General features: G+C 56.6%; 18 protein-coding genes. 8 read left to right on the forward strand and 10 right to left on the reverse strand.

Going from position 1 to position 16,306, the window contains the following annotated elements; genetic code table 11:
* Nucleotide 1 precedes the first annotated feature (1 nt).
* The 3 genes from CQ015_RS02720 to CQ015_RS02730 are packed head-to-tail and all read left to right on the forward strand — an operon-like array spanning nt 2 to nt 2,918.
* A complete protein-coding gene (locus tag CQ015_RS02720; RefSeq protein ID WP_217990417.1) occupies nt 2-964 on the forward strand; it encodes an amino acid ABC transporter permease in 963 nt (320 codons plus the stop codon).
* Nucleotides 961-1,725: an amino acid ABC transporter ATP-binding protein gene (locus CQ015_RS02725; RefSeq protein WP_096288261.1), complete on the forward strand. Its 765-nt coding sequence runs from the start codon at nt 961-963 to the stop codon at nt 1,723-1,725. The genes CQ015_RS02720 and CQ015_RS02725 overlap by 4 nt, the downstream gene beginning before the upstream one ends.
* Nucleotides 1,726-1,754: 29 nt before the next feature.
* Nucleotides 1,755-2,918, forward strand: coding sequence for an alpha-hydroxy acid oxidase (locus tag CQ015_RS02730; RefSeq protein WP_096288263.1), 1,164 nt, complete (start codon nt 1,755-1,757; stop codon nt 2,916-2,918).
* Between the two features lie 261 nt (nt 2,919-3,179).
* Here the strand turns inward: CQ015_RS02730 and CQ015_RS02735 are convergent, their stop codons facing one another.
* The 3 genes from CQ015_RS02735 to CQ015_RS02745 all read right to left on the reverse strand — a co-directional run bounded on the left by CQ015_RS02735 (nt 3,180) and on the right by CQ015_RS02745 (nt 5,990).
* Nucleotides 3,180-4,277: an alanine--glyoxylate aminotransferase family protein gene (locus CQ015_RS02735; RefSeq protein ID WP_096288265.1), complete on the reverse strand. Its 1,098-nt coding sequence runs from the start codon at nt 4,275-4,277 to the stop codon at nt 3,180-3,182.
* Between the two features lie 232 nt (nt 4,278-4,509).
* Nucleotides 4,510-5,208: a phosphonatase-like hydrolase gene (locus CQ015_RS02740; protein WP_096288267.1), complete on the reverse strand. Its 699-nt coding sequence runs from the start codon at nt 5,206-5,208 to the stop codon at nt 4,510-4,512.
* Between the two features lie 20 nt (nt 5,209-5,228).
* Nucleotides 5,229-5,990 (reverse strand): GntR family transcriptional regulator, encoded by a 762-nt coding sequence (locus CQ015_RS02745; protein ID WP_096288326.1) that lies wholly within the window; start codon nt 5,988-5,990, stop codon nt 5,229-5,231.
* A 153-nt stretch (nt 5,991-6,143) separates the two neighbouring features.
* Here CQ015_RS02745 and CQ015_RS02750 point away from each other — a divergent pair, with 153 nt between their 5' ends.
* The 4 genes from CQ015_RS02750 (at nt 6,144) to phnE (ending at nt 9,978) form a co-directional block, all read left to right on the forward strand.
* Nucleotides 6,144-7,355: a TIGR03364 family FAD-dependent oxidoreductase gene (locus tag CQ015_RS02750; protein WP_096288269.1), complete on the forward strand. Its 1,212-nt coding sequence runs from the start codon at nt 6,144-6,146 to the stop codon at nt 7,353-7,355.
* A 35-nt stretch (nt 7,356-7,390) separates the two neighbouring features.
* Nucleotides 7,391-8,311 carry a phosphate/phosphite/phosphonate ABC transporter substrate-binding protein gene (locus tag CQ015_RS02755; RefSeq protein ID WP_105554764.1) on the forward strand — a complete coding sequence of 307 codons (921 nt, stop codon included), beginning with the start codon at nt 7,391-7,393 and terminating at the stop codon, nt 8,309-8,311.
* Between the two features lie 87 nt (nt 8,312-8,398).
* A complete protein-coding gene (locus CQ015_RS02760) occupies nt 8,399-9,103 on the forward strand; it encodes a phosphonate ABC transporter ATP-binding protein (protein WP_255248512.1) in 705 nt (234 codons plus the stop codon).
* Entirely contained in the window at nt 9,100-9,978 is an 879-nt protein-coding gene (gene phnE / locus CQ015_RS02765; protein ID WP_255248513.1) for a phosphonate ABC transporter, permease protein PhnE, read from the forward strand. The genes CQ015_RS02760 and phnE overlap by 4 nt, the downstream gene beginning before the upstream one ends.
* A 359-nt stretch (nt 9,979-10,337) precedes the next feature.
* On the opposite strand, the gene CQ015_RS02770 is transcribed toward phnE, so the two are convergent.
* The 7 genes from CQ015_RS02770 to truB form a co-directional block, all read right to left on the reverse strand.
* Entirely contained in the window at nt 10,338-11,090 is a 753-nt protein-coding gene (locus CQ015_RS02770) for a YceI family protein (RefSeq protein ID WP_096288275.1), read from the reverse strand.
* Between the two features lie 229 nt (nt 11,091-11,319).
* Nucleotides 11,320-11,589 (reverse strand): 30S ribosomal protein S15, encoded by a 270-nt coding sequence (rpsO, locus tag CQ015_RS02775; protein WP_096288277.1) that lies wholly within the window; start codon nt 11,587-11,589, stop codon nt 11,320-11,322.
* 104 nt (nt 11,590-11,693) lie between these two features.
* Complete coding sequence (locus CQ015_RS02780; RefSeq protein WP_096288279.1) at nt 11,694-12,482, reverse strand: class I SAM-dependent methyltransferase; 789 nt, start codon at nt 12,480-12,482, stop codon at nt 11,694-11,696.
* Nucleotides 12,483-12,486: 4 nt separating this feature from the next.
* Nucleotides 12,487-13,440, reverse strand: coding sequence for a bifunctional riboflavin kinase/FAD synthetase (locus CQ015_RS02785; RefSeq protein ID WP_096288281.1), 954 nt, complete (start codon nt 13,438-13,440; stop codon nt 12,487-12,489).
* A 62-nt stretch (nt 13,441-13,502) separates the two neighbouring features.
* Nucleotides 13,503-13,973, reverse strand: coding sequence for a hypothetical protein (locus CQ015_RS02790; RefSeq protein ID WP_096288283.1), 471 nt, complete (start codon nt 13,971-13,973; stop codon nt 13,503-13,505).
* Nucleotides 13,970-14,347 (reverse strand): hypothetical protein, encoded by a 378-nt coding sequence (locus CQ015_RS02795; RefSeq protein WP_096288285.1) that lies wholly within the window; start codon nt 14,345-14,347, stop codon nt 13,970-13,972. Before CQ015_RS02795 ends, CQ015_RS02790 begins: the two co-directional genes overlap by 4 nt.
* Before the next feature lie 36 nt (nt 14,348-14,383).
* Nucleotides 14,384-15,310 carry a tRNA pseudouridine(55) synthase TruB gene (gene truB / locus CQ015_RS02800; RefSeq protein ID WP_255248514.1) on the reverse strand — a complete coding sequence of 309 codons (927 nt, stop codon included), beginning with the start codon at nt 15,308-15,310 and terminating at the stop codon, nt 14,384-14,386.
* Between the two features lie 393 nt (nt 15,311-15,703).
* On the opposite strand from truB, the gene CQ015_RS02805 reads away from it, so the two are divergent.
* The gene (locus tag CQ015_RS02805; protein ID WP_255248515.1) at nt 15,704-15,958 is read left to right on the forward strand and encodes a 3-keto-5-aminohexanoate cleavage protein; all 255 of its coding nucleotides are present in this window, start codon (nt 15,704-15,706) and stop codon (nt 15,956-15,958) included.
* Nucleotides 15,959-16,306: the final 348 nt, after the last annotated feature.

Consider the following 16,306-nt stretch of genomic DNA (forward strand, 5'->3'; position numbering starts at 1 on the left):
CATGACCAGCGTATCTAAAACTCCCGAGTCCACAGGGCAACCAGTGGATGCTAAACACCACGAGCTGCTGATGACCAGACCGCGCGAAAGCCACAGAATGATGTGGTTAACCGCTGCGGTCGTACTTGGCGCGGTAGCACTCGTGGCCTACTCCCTCATCACTAACCCACGTTATGAGTGGGACGTGGTCTTCAGCTGGTTCCTCTCCGAACGATTGTTTTCGGGTCTAGTCAACACACTGATCCTGACGGTCATCTCCATGGTCGTCGGAATCGTGGCCGGCGTATTGTTGGCACTCGCGCGATTGGCGCCGAATTATGTTGTAGCCTCGGTCGCTGCATTCATGATTTGGTTCTTCCGCGGCGTTCCGGTGTTCGTCCAGCTATTGTTTTGGGGATTCATCGCAGCGATCTATCCCCGGATCGAGATGGGAATTCCCTTCGGCCCCGAGTTCTTCTCAATTGATGCCAACACCTTGATCACGCCTTTCCTCGCGGCAATTCTCGGGCTAGGCCTCAACGAGGGCGCCTACATGTCCGAAATCGTTCGTGCTGGATTGCTCAGTGTGCATAAGGGCCAGACAGAGGCAGCCAAGGCACTAGGCATGAAGCGCGGCCTTATTCTATGGCGTGTTGTATTGCCTCAAGCCATGAAAATCATCATTCCGCCCACGGGAAACCAGACAATCTCCATGCTCAAAACAACCTCTCTGGTCAGCGTTTTAGCTTTCCCCGAACTACTATATTCTGCGCAAATGGTCTACAGCTCGAATTTCAAAACTATCCCGCTGCTCATTGCGGCCAGTCTCTGGTACTTAGCGGTGACCAGCATCCTTAGTCTGGGTCAGTTCTATATTGAGCGGCATTTCAACCGCGGCTCGGGCAATCGGGCACCACAGAAATTATCTGCCCGGTTCAATCCGCTGAAACGATCGCAACCAATAGTCCAGAAAGTTCAGCCATGAATGACGTTATTGCCGAGGCCTATGAAGTCCAGAAACATTTCGGACAGCTAGAGGTCCTCAAGGGGATCAATCTCACCGTGAATCGTGGTGAAGTGACATGCATCCTTGGCCCCTCAGGATCGGGCAAATCGACCTTTTTACGTTGCATCAATCAGCTGGAGACCCTGACTGGAGGATACATCAAAGTTAATGGTCGGCCCATCGGGGTGAAAATCAAGAACGGCAGCTTGCACAAGCAAAACGAAACCGAAATTGCCACGTCACGCGAACACATCGGCATGGTTTTTCAGAGTTTCAATCTCTTCCCGCACATGACCGTTCTCGAAAATATCTGTGAAGCGCCGCTCCGCGTCAGAAAAGAGAGTCGCAAGGCAGTGACTGCCCGGGCCAACGAACTCTTGGCACGAGTCGGCTTGTCAGAAAAAGCCAACGTTTACCCGGTTGCGCTCTCTGGTGGACAACAACAACGTGTTGCAATCGCCCGCGCCCTAGCCATGGAACCCCAACTCATGCTTTTCGACGAACCGACCTCGGCGTTGGACCCTGAGCTCGTTGGCGAAGTCCTTGATGTCATGCGCGACCTCGCCAAAGCCGGCATGACCATGATCGTGGTGACACACGAAATTGGTTTCGCCCGAGAGGTCGGTGACAATCTCGTATTTATGGACGGCGGTTACGTGGTCGAGCAGGGTCACCCTCGCGAAGTTCTCAGCAATCCGCAGCACGAACGCACACAACAGTTTCTCTCAAAAGTCCTCTAGCGCCAGCCCCAAATTGGAGTATTCACACCATGCGTAACAAATGGATCGTCAGCATCGATGACTACCGAAAAGCTTCGCGCTGGCACCTTCCAAAAATGATCACCGACTATTTAGACGGTGGGGCGTTGGATGAGATCACCACTCGCGCCAATCGCGAGAGCCTCGATGCCCTGATGCTCAGGCAACGCTCAATGGTGGACTTGAGCGAATTATCCACCGAAGCAACGGTCCTGGAGCAACCCGTGGACTTTCCGTTGCTGGTGGCCCCCATGGGCATGCTGACCATCTTCCATCCTGGCTCAGACCTGGCGGTAGCCCGTGCCGCGGTCATCGCGGGCTCCATTTTCATTCACAGCGCCTGGGCGGGGTGCGCCCTCGAGGAAGTCGCTCCCATAGCCGGGGACAAGCTCTGGGCCCAGGTCGCTTTCTGGAAGGATCCAGCCGAAACCGAAAACTACATCCAACGAGCGCGGAATGCCGGGGTCAAAACCTTGGTTGTCGCCGGTGACGTCGGATCGTCGAGCAAGCGCGAACGCGATATGCGCCACGGTCTTTCCATGCCGCCTAAACCACCAGTCTTCGACTACTTCACGACCGCAATGCGACCACGATGGATTTACCGGTGGCTGACCGGGCGCAAGATGACCTATGGAAACTACTCCATCGATGGCAAAGCGCTCCGCATGGATCAAATGAATCAGTGGATGGCCAGCAACAAGAATTCGAGTGCTGATTGGGCGGATTTCGCTAAGCTGCGCCAGCAGTGGGACGGGAAGCTGGTGATCAAGGGCATCATGGATGCCGAAGACGCCGCGCGAGCGGTAGCCGAAGGTGCCGATGGCGTCTTCATCTCAAATCATGGAGGTCGACAGTTCGACGCGCAACCAGCCACCATCGACGTTTTGCCTTCGATCGTCGCAGCTGTGGATGGAAAGGCCGAGATCTACCTTGACGGCGGGATACGTCGCGGACATGACATCGTCAAGGCAATCGGGCTGGGTGCCACCGCTGTAATGGCGGGACGCCCATTTGCCTACGCCTTGGCGACCGGTGGTGAGCCAGCGGTGAGCAAGGCCTTCAAGATTCTGCACGACGAGTTCAAAGGCGCCATGGGTTTCGTCGGAAAAACCAGCGTGGAATCAATAGACGAGTCGGTCTTCGCGCTGCGTAGTCGAATCAACGACTACGTTTAGCAAAAGGTCCGGCACGCGAGCGAATACAGGTTCTCAAGACGCGGTTCGTCCCGGTTCCAAGCAATAGGCCTTGGAACCGGGACCGCGGCGAACCTTTTGCATGCTTAGCCAAGAACGGGTTGCCCATCGGGAACGCCCGCATGAGGCTGAATCCGCCACCCAGAACAAGGTTCAGAGTCACTTACCAAACATCTGCAAGGTAGCTATCGCAGCCACTGACTAGGCTGCGCCACATCTCTAGAAACCCGCAGTATGGTTCTGTTAAGCCTTGTCGATTGCTTCCTTCAGCGCAGCAAGAATCAGCGCTACCGAGGTTGGGTTAGCGTTCGGCCCCATCAGACCGATACGCCACACGGTGTTCGCGTACTGTCCGACGCCGCCACCGATTTCAATGTTGAAACGCTCCAGCAGGTAGCCGCGGACCTTGGCCGAGTCCGTCCCTTCTGGAACCTTGACCGTAGTCAATTGCGGAAGTCGGTAGCCTTCGGTTGCAAATAATTCCAAGCCCATGGCCTCGAGACCATCTTGCAACAGCTTGCCAGCTTCCTGATGGCGCGTGGTCACTGCGTCCAGGCCTTCGGCGAGGATCCGGTCGATGCCGGCTTCCAACGAAGTGACCATGGCAACTGGTGCCGTGTGGTGGTAGGTGCGCCCACCGCCGCTTGCGCCGGTGGCATATCCACCGAGCAGACCGAGATCCAGGTACCAGGACTGGGGCTTCTGAACGCGGCGTTCAAACGCGCGGTCAGAGATGGTGAAGGGTGCCAGACCGGGCGCAACACCAATGCATTTCTGGGTTCCAGCGTAGCCGATGTCGATTCCCCACTCGTCTGCCAAGACCGGCATTCCGCCAATGGAAGTCACCGCATCCACAATCAACAAGGCATCACCTTTGATGGCGCCGAGTGCGGCAATATCGGAAACTACTCCGGTGCTCGTCTCAGCATGCACGCCAGCAATTACGGTGGGATTCGGGTGTGCCGCGGCGACTCGCTCGGCGTCGATAGGTGTTCCGTACTCGTGGTCCACACGTACGACTTCGGCGCCCACGCGCGAGGCAACCTCGCACATGCGCTCACCAAACAGCCCGTTGATGGCAATGACTGCCACATCCCCTGGATTGATGGTATTCACGAAAGCGGCTTCCATGCCAGCGGAGCCGGTAGCACTCAGCGGCAAGGTACGAGTGTTCTTGGTCCCCCATAGGGTGCGCAGTCCATCGCCTACACGGTCCATGCGGGCAATGAATGCTGGATCCAGGTGACCGAGCAAGGGAAGCCCCAGCGCGGCGGTTGCTTCTGGATATGGGTTGCAGGGACCTGGGCCGAACAAATGACGTTGCAGAACAGTCGTGCTCATGACTACTCACTTTCATTCAAGGTGGGCGTGCGTTACCTTCACCTTAGAACCAAAAACGCTTGATAGCGAAAACTAAATTTCGTATGTCGGATGTCGAATTGCATTGCGCTATCGACACCGTTGCGCTCGAACCTCAATGACGATACTCGCGCCGACTCCCGCTACCCTGCACGAAACAGCGGAAGGACCACTCTGGGCTGGTCCTTCCTCCGAGTCAACGAGTCTGAATCACCTACGCCTGTACGCGGGCAGCGCCCAGTTGCGCCATAAAATCGGGCAGCTCTCGCACACCTTCCAAGATCGCATCGTGAGGGTGCAGTTCGAGGTCTGCGCGTCCAAGCTTCCCGGTGAGCACTCCCACCGCAATGGCTCCAGCGTTCGTCGCCGCCTGCAGATCGTTGACCGTATCGCCGACAGCAATCACCTTCGCCACGTCTAGTACTCCGGTCTGTTCCATCACCCGGTGGATCATGTACGGCGCAGGACGGCCAGCTGCCACCTCATCGGCGGTGACTACGGCATCAAGCAACCCGCCCTCTCCAACTCGCCAGCCCAGGCCGTTGAGCAAATCGGTGGCCACATCTCTTGAGAATCCCGTCGTCAAAGCGATTTTCACGCCTTGTTTCGCCAAAATCTCGAAAGCCTCTACTACACCAGGAAGGGCGACCGGAGGGTTCTGAGCATAGTAGGAAAACAGTAATTCGCGGAAGCGATTAAAAGTTTCCGCTACTAATTGTTCTTCCGCTTTTCCACCACCCAAACGGATGAGCGCGGTAATGGCTTCACGCTTCTCCGCCCCCATCCAGGTCTGCAGGTTTTCAGGCGATACGTCCACTCCGGTTTCGCGCACTGCATTCTCCAGCGCCCTGTATACATCCGCATGTTCATCGATGGTTGTTCCTGCCATGTCGCAGGCGATCAGTTCGATCATGTTCTTACTCCAAGGTGTTGTTAGGTAACTGAGCTCGGGACGCGAGTTAGTGCGGCACGATGCTCGCTGGTATTTTCGATGCTGAAGTTTGCAAGCTGCGGTAGGTACCTGTCATCGGAATATTCAAGTATTTCTCCCGCACGCGACGAGGTGATCCGTCGTTCGCGCAGTAGCGGTGTGCCCACTTGAACACCTAGAAGTTCGGCATCCGTCTCATCCGCGGCGACTGCGTCAATTGTGTGCCGTCCGCGCGAGAGATCGACTCCCTGCTCACGCAAGTACCCAAAAATGGATCCTGAGTCGCTGTCAAAATCGAACAATAGTCGCCCGGCTTCCAGCGCAAAATTGGAGCGTTCAACCATTGCCGGAGTTTCGTCCAGCAGTCGCAGTCGCAGCACTTGAATCACTTTCTCGTCCGCCCTGAGTCCCATCTGCTCTGCCACGATCGAGTCGGCAACGCGTCGGGCGAGTTCCACCGTGCGCTGTCCCGGAGAGCGTCCAATCGATTGAGCCCATTCGGTAAAGGACATGAAAGTGCTGAAGGACTGGGACGGCACGGTGTGCGCCACCGTAGGCGGCTTCCCTTGCCCACCGGCAATGAGTCCCTCGGAGCGCAGGGTGGCGAGGGCATGGCGAACGGTACCTCGTGAAGCCTCGACTAAGGCACACAGTTCAGATTCACTTGGAAGCTTGTCTCCTTCTCGCCATTGTCCTGACGCAATACGCTGCCTCAGGTCGGCGGCTAATTGCTGATGCTTTGGATAGTTCTTGTTCGGGCTCACAACTTGATCATACAAGTGCGACTACTGAAAATTCGCGGTTTTCATGGACATCGAAACGAATCCTAGGTAAACGGATGGCCCGCAAGTTGAACACTAATCAAACTTGTATAGACAAGTGCTGTTTTAGCTTGAATAGGCTCTCCGAAGAAGTGCATGATCAATTTTGTGATCAACGAAAACACCTTCCACAACGAAACTCCCAACGCCATGCATGCCGATGTAGTGGTCATTGGCGCCGGGATCGTAGGCTTGGCCCACGCCGCCCGCTCGGTCGATGCCGGGCTCTCTGTCCTCGTCATCGATCGTGACCACCAAGCAGTCGGCGCGTCCGTCCGCAATTTCGGCCACTGCTGCATTACTGCCCAAAGCGGTGAACTTTACGAGCTAGCTCAAGCCGGACGGCCCTTGTGGTTGGACTACGCAGATCGCGCAGGTTTCTGGGCCGCCGAGTCCGGAGCACTCGTGGTGGCTACCACCCCGACCGAGCTTCAGATCCTGCGCGAGCTGTCAGATCGGCGTGCCCCTGGTCAGATCACTTTGCTCACGGCTTCCCAAGTCGCTCACGAACTGGGGCGTTCCGAAACCCAGGGGCTCCTCGGTGGTGCCATGTTGCGTGATGACCTTCGTGTGGATCCCCGAACCACAGTTGCGAAATTGGCAGGGTGGATCGATTCGCTGCCACAGGCTTCGGTACGTTGGAACACTTCGGCGCTCGGCTTCGGCATCGGAGAGCAGCGCCGCGCTCGAGTCGAGACCAGCCGGGGGCCTATCGAAGCGGATCAGATATTTGTTTGTGTGGGCCACGACGTTGATTATTTGTTCCCCGCTCTGGCCGAAGAACACCGTATCAAGCGCTGCGCACTGCAGATGGCAAGTTCCGAAAGCCCTGCAGATCTCAAACTAGAACCAGCGGTGCTCACCGCAACGTCAATGCTGCGCTATGAAGCGTTCACCGAGGTCCCCTCGGCTCAGAAATTACGCGCCGAGGTGCGCTCCAAGCATCAAAACCTATTGGATATTCAAGCAAATGTGATGTTTACCCAGCGGCCGGATGGAACGCTGCTCTTAGGCGACTCTCACGACTACGAATTGACCCATCCGCCTTTTATCCAGGAAGACATTTCAAACACCCTGCTGAGCTCCATCGAATCCGTTCTTCACCGCGAACCGCTGAGCATTCTCGAACGCTGGCAGGGAGTCTATGCCTCCAGCGACGTTGGACCGCTCTTGATTCACAACGTCGCCGAGGCCATCACCGTAGTGTCCGTCACCGCCGGTGTCGGTATGACGCTGTCCTTCGGCTTGGCCGACCGCAACGTTCGCTCGCTCATTCAGGAGCCCTCGCTGAGCGCCCCATCGAAGTGACACAAAGTTACCCATTTCTTTCTTCAGGAGTAATCATGAAACTTTCACGCACCGTCGCAGTGGCGGCATCTGCCATAGGGCTCGTAGCGTTGTCGGCCTGCGGTAGCCCGCAGACCCAATCGGAGGCGGTAACTGACGTCCCGGCATTTTGCGCCGATGGTCCGCTGATGTTTGGCATAGAACCGTTCGAAGCCCCAGCGAAACTCGAGCCCGCTTATGGGGTCCTGGCAAATGCACTTGAGCGTGAGTTGGGTTGCAAAGTTGAGATGCAGGTAGTCGAAGATTATTCGGCCGAAGTGCTCGCCATGCGCAATGGCAAGCTGGATCTAGGTCAGTTCGGTCCCGTGGGCTATGTCTTCGCAAGCGAGCAGGCAGGTGCCGAGCCACTGGTATCCTTCGGCACCGCTGAGGGCGAGTTGAGTACCTACACGGCCGGCATCTGGGTTCCCAAGGACTCGGATATTACCTCCATCGAGCAGCTTCGCGATGCTGATCTGGCCTTGGGCGGTGTGGGTTCCACCTCCGGGGATGTGCTACCCCGCTATGCGCTCAAGACCGCGGGCGTTGCCGAATCCGAGCTGAATCTGAACTATGCCGGAGGCCACCCCGAGTCATTGCTCGCGCTGACCAACGGCACTGTTGACGCCGCCCAGATTAACTCGCAGACCCTGGCCGTGGCAAAGGCTGAGGGAACCTTCGACCCTGCGGACTACCGCGAGATCTGGACCTCTGAACCAATCCCCAATGACCCCATCACCATTCGTGCCGATGCCGATCCGGCGCTGAAGGAAGCAGTCAAGACCGCATTGCTTGAATTGCCCGAGGCGGACATCGCCCAGGTAGGTGCATTCCTTGATGTCACTCCTCCAGGTCCGCTGCTCGAAGTCACCAAGGATACCTATCAGCCATTATTTGATCTTGCCGCCGAAATGGGCCTAACCGAGAAGGACCTCTAAGTGCGCGATTCAGTTCCTGCCCCACCCTCAACTCCCGCTCGAGCGCTAACAGTTACCGGTCTGGCAAAGTCATTCAATGACCGCAAAGTGCTAGACCAAGTGAACTTCCATGTGAACCGCGGAGAGCTGGTTGCCTTCCTCGGGGCCAACGGATCTGGTAAGTCGACCACGCTTAAATGTGTTGCCGGATTATCCGCACCGGATTCCGGAATCGTTGAGCTTGAGGGAACCGATCTGGCAACGCTCCATGGCCGGGCCCTGATCGAGTCGCGCAGTAGGGCCGCCATGGTTTTCCAGAAAATTCATCTGGTGCCACGCCGCACGGCGCTGGAAAATGTTTGCGCTGGAGGTTTGGCACGCGTCTCCGGATTAGCTTCGATCACTCCGGTTTTCTTCTCTCGTCAATTACGTGAAGAAGCCATGGCTTGTCTTGATCGGGTGGGGATGGCAGACCGTGCCTTGGATAAAGTCGGACGCCTTTCGGGAGGGCAGCAGCAACGTGTAGCCGTGGCCCGAGCACTCTGCCAGCGGGCCTCAGTGTTGTTAGCCGATGAACCGGTATCCGCCCTAGACCCACATGCTGCGGAGAACATCATGGAGCTGCTGTCCGAACTCGCCCATCAGGAGAACCTAGCTGTCGCAGCGGTATTGCATCAACCAGATTTGGCACTGCGCCACGCGGATCGCGCTATTGGCCTGATGCACGGTCGCATTATTTTTGACGGTCCGGCTAGCTCGTTGAACGAACCGGTCCTGGATACGCTCTACTCCCCTGAACGGAGCGCAGCATGAGCCTGCAGATTGAACCTCGAATCGAAAGTCACCCCATGGACGAGTCCAGCTCAGTCATAGCTTCCCGGCCGGCAACGCTCAGCGTGCCACACGACCGGAACCGAGTACGCAGACGCCTGCTCTGGGGCGCGGCCACTGTCCTCATCGTGATACTGCATCTCTTGGCTATACGTGGCACGGATTTTGACCCGGCAGTACTCGTTGAGGGTTGGCGGGGCATGGCACGTTTTCTCGGTGATGCCTTCCCGCCGGATCTGAACTGGGAAACCGTCGTGAAGCCAGGGTTGGAGGCCACCCTCGTCACGCTATGGATTGGCCTGTTGGGTACCACGTTATCCATTCCTACTGCATTGCTCTTGGCAGTTTTGGCGGCGCGTAGCACTTCCCCACATCCGCTGGCCTACCAAATTTCCCGTGCGATTTTGTCGTTCTTCCGGGCGGTACCAGATATCGTCTTTGCGCTGATCTTCGTCACCGCGGTTGGGCTTGGCCCATTTGCCGGGGTGCTGGCACTGATCTGCCACAATACTGGCGTGATGGGAAAGTTGTGGGCGGAGTCAATGGAAGAAACTGACCATGGTCCGCAAGAGGCCCTCTCCACGACCGGTGCATCAAGGTTGCAACAGATAGCGCATGGTTCCCTGCCTCTGGTTGTCCCTCAGTTTATTGGCTTGTTGCTGTACCGCTTCGACGTGAACGTTCGCTCGTCACTCGTGTTGGGGTTGGTGGGTGCCGGAGGTATTGGCTTGCTCATCAATCAGGCGATCAAGTCTTTCCAGTTCGACACCATGCTCACCCACATCATCATCGTTCTGTTGCTTATTATCGTGGTGGACCAGGCCTCAGGGTTTATCCGCCGCAGGCTGGCAGTCTAGGACGCCTCGCGGGTTTTCCGCTCGGAGGATCCAACCAACTGTTCGCTAAGATTGTCCGGCTCCCGCAGGAGCTGGGCGATCTTTTGCTTTCAATGATCTACTCGCGCCACCAATTCTCAGCCGATTCCTCAGTGCTCGGCGACAGCAATGAGCAGAACTGCTAGAACCTAAATGGAGCATTGCTTCTTGAAAAGGTTGTCGGCATAACCGCCACATATTTTCCGTACCGGTCGGTAATTTCTTGTGCCAGTAGCAACGGTTCGGTTAATACCAAAGGCAAGGCAGCGGCAGGAACCTGCAAGAGGTGTGTGCCGCCGCTAAGCCCTCTGCACAATACGAGTTTATTGAGCTTTCGCAGCTCAGTGCTGCATGACGTTTAATGAGAACTCGATGAATCCGTCATCTTCTACTGCAACGAATCCCAAGTCCGGGGCTTCAACACCGAAGTCGGCCCAGTTCACAGGTATCTGGCCGACCAGCTGGGCCTGTCCGTCATTAAAGACGGCCTCCACGTCAGTGGTCACCGCAACGGTCTGTCCATTGAGAGTCAGTTCACCAGTCATGTTGAAAGATTGAGCGCCGCCGACATGTGACGCAGACACGTCAACTGGTTCGACAAGGCTGAAGGTTGCTTCAGGGAACTGCTCGGTATCGATGGCAGTAGTCCGGAAGTACTGGTCGCGTCGGTCGGAGTCAGTTGAGATGGTATCCACTTGCAGGGTGAGATCCGCTGCGATGAGCTGATCTTCTTGAACTGTGAGAGACCCGGTAATGTCTTCGGTACGCCCAGTGACTGTCACGTCGGCACCGTTGAGAACTTCATCGAGACGGTATCCGGCGAAGGAACCCGAACCGACGGACCAAGTTCCAGAGGTGTCCCCGGCACTCGAATCACTGCCAGTTTCCGGCGCACCGTTGGACTGTTCAGCCGCAGGGGTCTGGGAAAGTGTTGGCACGTCTTCGGCCTGAGCCGAGACGGTGGAGGCATAGATACGACTGCCAATAAAGACGCCCGCAATAATGGCTACTGCTGCCAAAGCAATAATCCATACTCGCCGTATCTTTTTGGATTTCTTCTCGACGGACTGGACTGAATCTGTCTGCTCTGTCATTGCAACTCTCGATTGATCACGCCGTCCTTCGACGACAATTTACTTGACCATTCAATTGTTCCATCGGCAATGTGAGTCGGTGTGGAATCCATAGGACTTCACCAAATATCCACAGCCGCTAAACAGGGAATCGGTTTTGGAACACCACATCTCAGCTTCAAAGGCGCCAAAAGGAAAATCCCCGCCCCCCCATGAAGGGAAGCGGGGATGTTCACACCGAAGCGTGAGACTACTTGCGCAGGCCCAAACGCTCGATCAGCGCACGGTAGCGCTCGATGTTGGTGTTCTTGAGGTAGCCGAGCATACGACGACGGCGACCAACCAGAGCCATCAGGCCGCGGCGGGTGTGGTGATCGTGCTTGTGCATCTTCAGGTGCTCGGTCAGGTCCTTGATACGACGGGACATAACGGCAATCTGAACCTCAGGCGAACCGGTGTCACCCTCGTGGGTGGCGTAAGCCTTGATGATTTCGTTCTTTACTGCGGCATCTAATGCCATAACAAACTCCTGGAGTTGGACCGCGTTTCATTCGGTGTGAGCGTCAGACACTCACGACGGCGTCTCGCAACCGCGGACTGCAGCGAGAACCATCGACAATCATATCACCGACGGACCCGTCGGCGCGCCCTCCAAGCATGGGTGAGATAGGGCACCTCGACGATTTGTGCCGCTTCAAAGCCCAGATGCTCGCACCAATACCAGATCAGATTCTGCTCAACTTTGGCTCTGGTTTCTTCCTTGGAGCGCCGGTAGTAGCTGCGCGAACGAGTCAGTTCCAAGATGCCTTGAAGGTCCAGTTCCATCGGCCAATGCCAGATCCCCGATTCCGGGGTGTCGAATTCTTTGCCTAGCGGTGGCGCAATTTCCGGACGGTGCACGTCCCCGGCATGCATGATGCGAGCCAGTCGATGAACCCAAGGCACTTCTACGTCCAGTTGGTTCCAAAGCAAAACAAGCGAACCATCGTTGCGCAACAACCTGGCGGCTTCGGCGCTAGCAAGAGGCGGATCAACCCAGTGCCAGGCTTGGGCATAGGTGATCAAATCCGCACTATTCTCCGGCATCCCGGTCGCTTCTCCGGAGGCACATACCGTATGCACTTGCGGTATGCGCTCCTTGAGCACGGCTAGCATGTCTTCGGACGGATCCACCGCCCAGACATCTATCCCCGCCCCGAGGAGCTGTTCGGTGAAAATTCCAGACCCGCAACCGATGTCTATGGCGCGCTCCACGAAATCGCCGGAAACTGTAAATTCCAACGCTTCGCGTGGATACGCCGGACGAATTTTGTCGTAATTCGCGGCCCCAGCCTCATATGCGGAGGCCAGGTCCGCGCGACGCTCGGGTTTCATGGTGAACGCACGGCGAGGCAGTGAAGGAATTTCCGGCATGTTCCTAGTGGGATTCGGTGGCCAGCACGCTGCGCGCCTGGACCACATCTTCATTCATCTGCTCGATCAGCGCTTCGATGCCACGGTAGGCCACCATGGGGCGCAGATGAGAGATGAACTCAACAACAATTTGCTGGCCATAGAGGTCAAATTCCTCGTAGCCCTCTACGGGGCGATCAATCACGTGGGCCTCGACGACGCGCGCAACACCGTCAAAGGTCGGGTTCGAACCCACCGAGATGGCCGCAGGCCAGCGCACTTCGGCTTCGTCGATCACCCAGCCGGCATACACGCCATCTGCCGGGATAATACCGGCAGCCTCTGGCGCCAGGTTTGCTGTGGGGAACCCCAATTCGCGTCCACGGGCTGCCCCGTGGACTACTTCGCCGCGCATCCGGTGCGGACGTCCAAGGATGGCCGCTGCGGCTTCGACGTTGCCTGCCGCCAGTTCTTCGCGGACCCACGTGGAGGAAAGACGACGCTTATCGCCTACGTCTTCGACACCGATGACATCAAAACCGTATTTTGCGCCCAGCTCGCGCATGAAGTCGAAGTCGCCGGAGTTGCCATGGCCGAAGCGGACGTCGTGGCCCACCACCACTGCCACCGCATTGAGCTTCTCTACGATGATGGAATGCACGAATTCTTCGGCCGACTGTTCGGCGAATTCGAGGGTGTAGTTGATCATTAAAGTCGCATCCAGGCCAACACTGGCCAAGGTGTCGATACGATCTTCCAGACCCATGATGAGCTCGGGAGCAGAGTCAGGGCGGTGCACCTGTGCTGGATGTGGGTCAAAGGTGATCGCTACCGATTTAGCCGAGCGCCTTTTGGCATGCGAGACCGCAGAATCTAGAACTTCACAATGCCCGAGGTGGACGCCGTCGAAGTTACCAATGGTCACGACAGCGGGAGCCATATCCGTGGGGACTGAGTCCAGGCCCTTCCAATAGTGCACTTTGCTCCTCTTGACTCTGCAACGAAAGATAAATAGTTTACCGAGGTAATTCTTGCACGTCTTTAGACGTGACGCTCATTACGGTTACGGAAGAGCCACCACAAACCAATCAGTGGCAGCACCAGCGGAATATAGCCATAACCCTTGCCGAAGTAGCTCCACACGGAGTCGTGGCCGAAGTGATCAGGTAGCACGAAGGACAGCAATCCAACCACGAGCACGCCCAGCAATTCGAAGCTCACCGCAAACAGGGAGAGCTTCCAAGCCCCTGGCTTAGCGGAGGACAGAGTAAAAGTAGCGAGGATATAAACCAGACCTGCAAGCAATGACAAAAGGTAAGCCAGCGGGGCTTCAGAGAAGTCACGAAAGAAAATCTGGTACAGCGCACGCACTGTGGCCGAAAGCGCTAGCACACCGTAAACGGCGATAATAATGCGGCCCAGTCCGGTGGTTCTTCCCGGACGTGGCGCTTTGTCAACGCCACGAGCTTGCGCAGCTTGTACGATGCGTGAATTACGTGGTTTCTCGCTCATGCAACAACTCCTACGTGCCAGATTTGCTCCATGCGGAACAACATAACAAATGTGATGGCTCCCGAAACAGCCAGTACTGTATTTGCCCAGCGGCTCTTATCGCTGACCGCCCAGAAGAACGCTATCGGCGGCATGATTGCCGCGGTCAGCAAATAACCCCAGAATTCCCAAGGCTCACCGAGAATAGCTTCTCCCCCGGCCTGGCGAATACCCGCAGCTACCGCATAGACAATCAGAAAAATCTCGGTTCCTGCTGTTGCGATCAACGCCCAATCATCCGGATAACGCCGGATGATGGTGGCAATGATTCCGAGCAACACGGCGAGCGCACACACGATGGCGCCGGCGATAAAGAAGCCGTTAAGGGCAAACAAGACTGAGCCTTTCTGAAAGTCTCACGAAGAAATGAGTTACTGCTTTCCGGTGAAGACTATTTGGCCGCGAGCTTTCTCGCCCTTATCTGCAATGAGTGCCACCAGTCCGCCGTCCGGTGCGAAAGCCGCTACGAGCTCGCCCTCGGGCAGTTCCATAACATTCTTGGAAGCGGTGATGGTTCGTCCGTAAGAGAGCTCGGAAGCTTCGTCTTCGGTCAGTTCGCGGCTTGGGAATAGAGCCGCGGCTGCCTTGTCGAGCGAGAGGATCTCGAACTCTTCGGCGAGCTGTTCCAAACGCTTTGCTTTTGCTATCGGATATGGGCCGACCTCGGTGCGACGCAGCGCGGTGAGATGACCGCCAACGTTGAGCGCTTCGCCCAAGTCTCGGGCCAATGCCCGGATGTAAGTTCCTGATGAGCAGGAGACGGTGACGTCTACGTCCAACACCTTGCCACCCACTTCGCGGCTGATTTCATGGATGTCGAAGCGGGAGATGGTGACCGGGCGGGCTTTGAGTTCTACTTGCTCGCCGGCACGGACTCGAGCATAGGAACGCTTGCCATCTACCTTGATCGCCGAGACCTGGCTTGGGATCTGCTCGATATTGCCGCGAAGCTTGGCGATTTCGCGTTCAATATCCTCGTCGGTCACCGCTGCCGCAATGCGTTCGGAGATAACCTCGCCTTCAGCGTCATCGGTGACGGTGTTCTGTCCCAGACGGATGGTGGCGGTGTAGGTCTTGTCGTGTCCCACAATGTAGGTCAGTAGACGTGTTGCCTTGTTAACACCGATCACCAGGACACCCGTTGCCATGGGATCAAGGGTGCCAGCGTGGCCTACCTTGCGGGTTCCTGCAAGCCGACGGATTCGGCCCACCACGTCATGGGAGGTCATTCCCTGATCTTTGTCGACTAATACGAGGCCCGAGGCCTGCTCTTCAGTGTTCTGCCCGGCTTTACTCACGCCTACCAGTATAGGCGTTATGAAGGCCGCCCTTGCGGTGATGCGTGTCATGCGGCCACAGCCCTCGTCCCGAAAATCGGCTACGAATAGAAATCCAATCCAAATTTCATTCCCGGCGCGGCAAGCACAGATCATTCCGTGCCTAAGTTCAGCGGTGGACAGAGAACCCCGGCTCGATAGGTTCGAAGCACCTGGAAGGAAGAGAATTTCCTAGGACCCAATGCCAGATAACAGACTAGAACCCCGCGAACTGATCAAGTTCATTCTTTTCTTGGCGGGTTGCTTACTGCGCTCGGGGCTACCCGTAGCGCTTGGTTTTTGACACAACTAGCATTCCCGCAATTGGGTGAACTCAACGCTGGACTCTAGGGATGAGTACCGCTACTGTCCCTCGTGTTCATACTGACGATTCTTGGAGCCGGCAAAAATCAGATGCCGCTGGCGACGATTGGCGCCGCGATGGGTTCCCATGTCCGTGTGGGTCTAGAAGACTCGCTGTGGATCGGCCCGGGGCAGCTTGCGGCGTCGAATGCCGAACAGGTGACCCGTATCCGAACTATCCTCGAAGCACTGAATTTTGAGGTGGCCACTCCCGATGAAGCACGCGAAATGCTGGCGCTCAAGGGGCGTGAAAACGTAGCCTTCTAGCCCCCTGGCAAGCTTTCGAAACACGCAAACGAAAATTTGGCTCCGGCTCCTCAAGGATTGCGCAGCACAGTCTGCGTCTGCCTTGAGCAGCTCAAGCGGGCTAAGCGCAGCCCCCTATTGAGCGGCGATCGGGTTTGGCCGACGCCTCAGGTATAGCCGGGCTAGCGGCACTACTTGTTCGAATCCTCCGGACGTTTCCGGAACTGATCGGAGATGAGGTTGGCGTTCGCGTGGTCCCATTGTTCAATCATGCTCTTACCGCCGTGTCCATCTCCTTCGTCAATGATGTGTGACTGTTAGTTTCAATTGGCGGTTTATTACCGTTAAAAATGGCGCATCGCACAGCAC

Source organism: Arthrobacter sp. MYb221, from assembly GCF_002979835.1.
In the GTDB taxonomy this organism is placed as follows: domain Bacteria; phylum Actinomycetota; class Actinomycetes; order Actinomycetales; family Micrococcaceae; genus Glutamicibacter.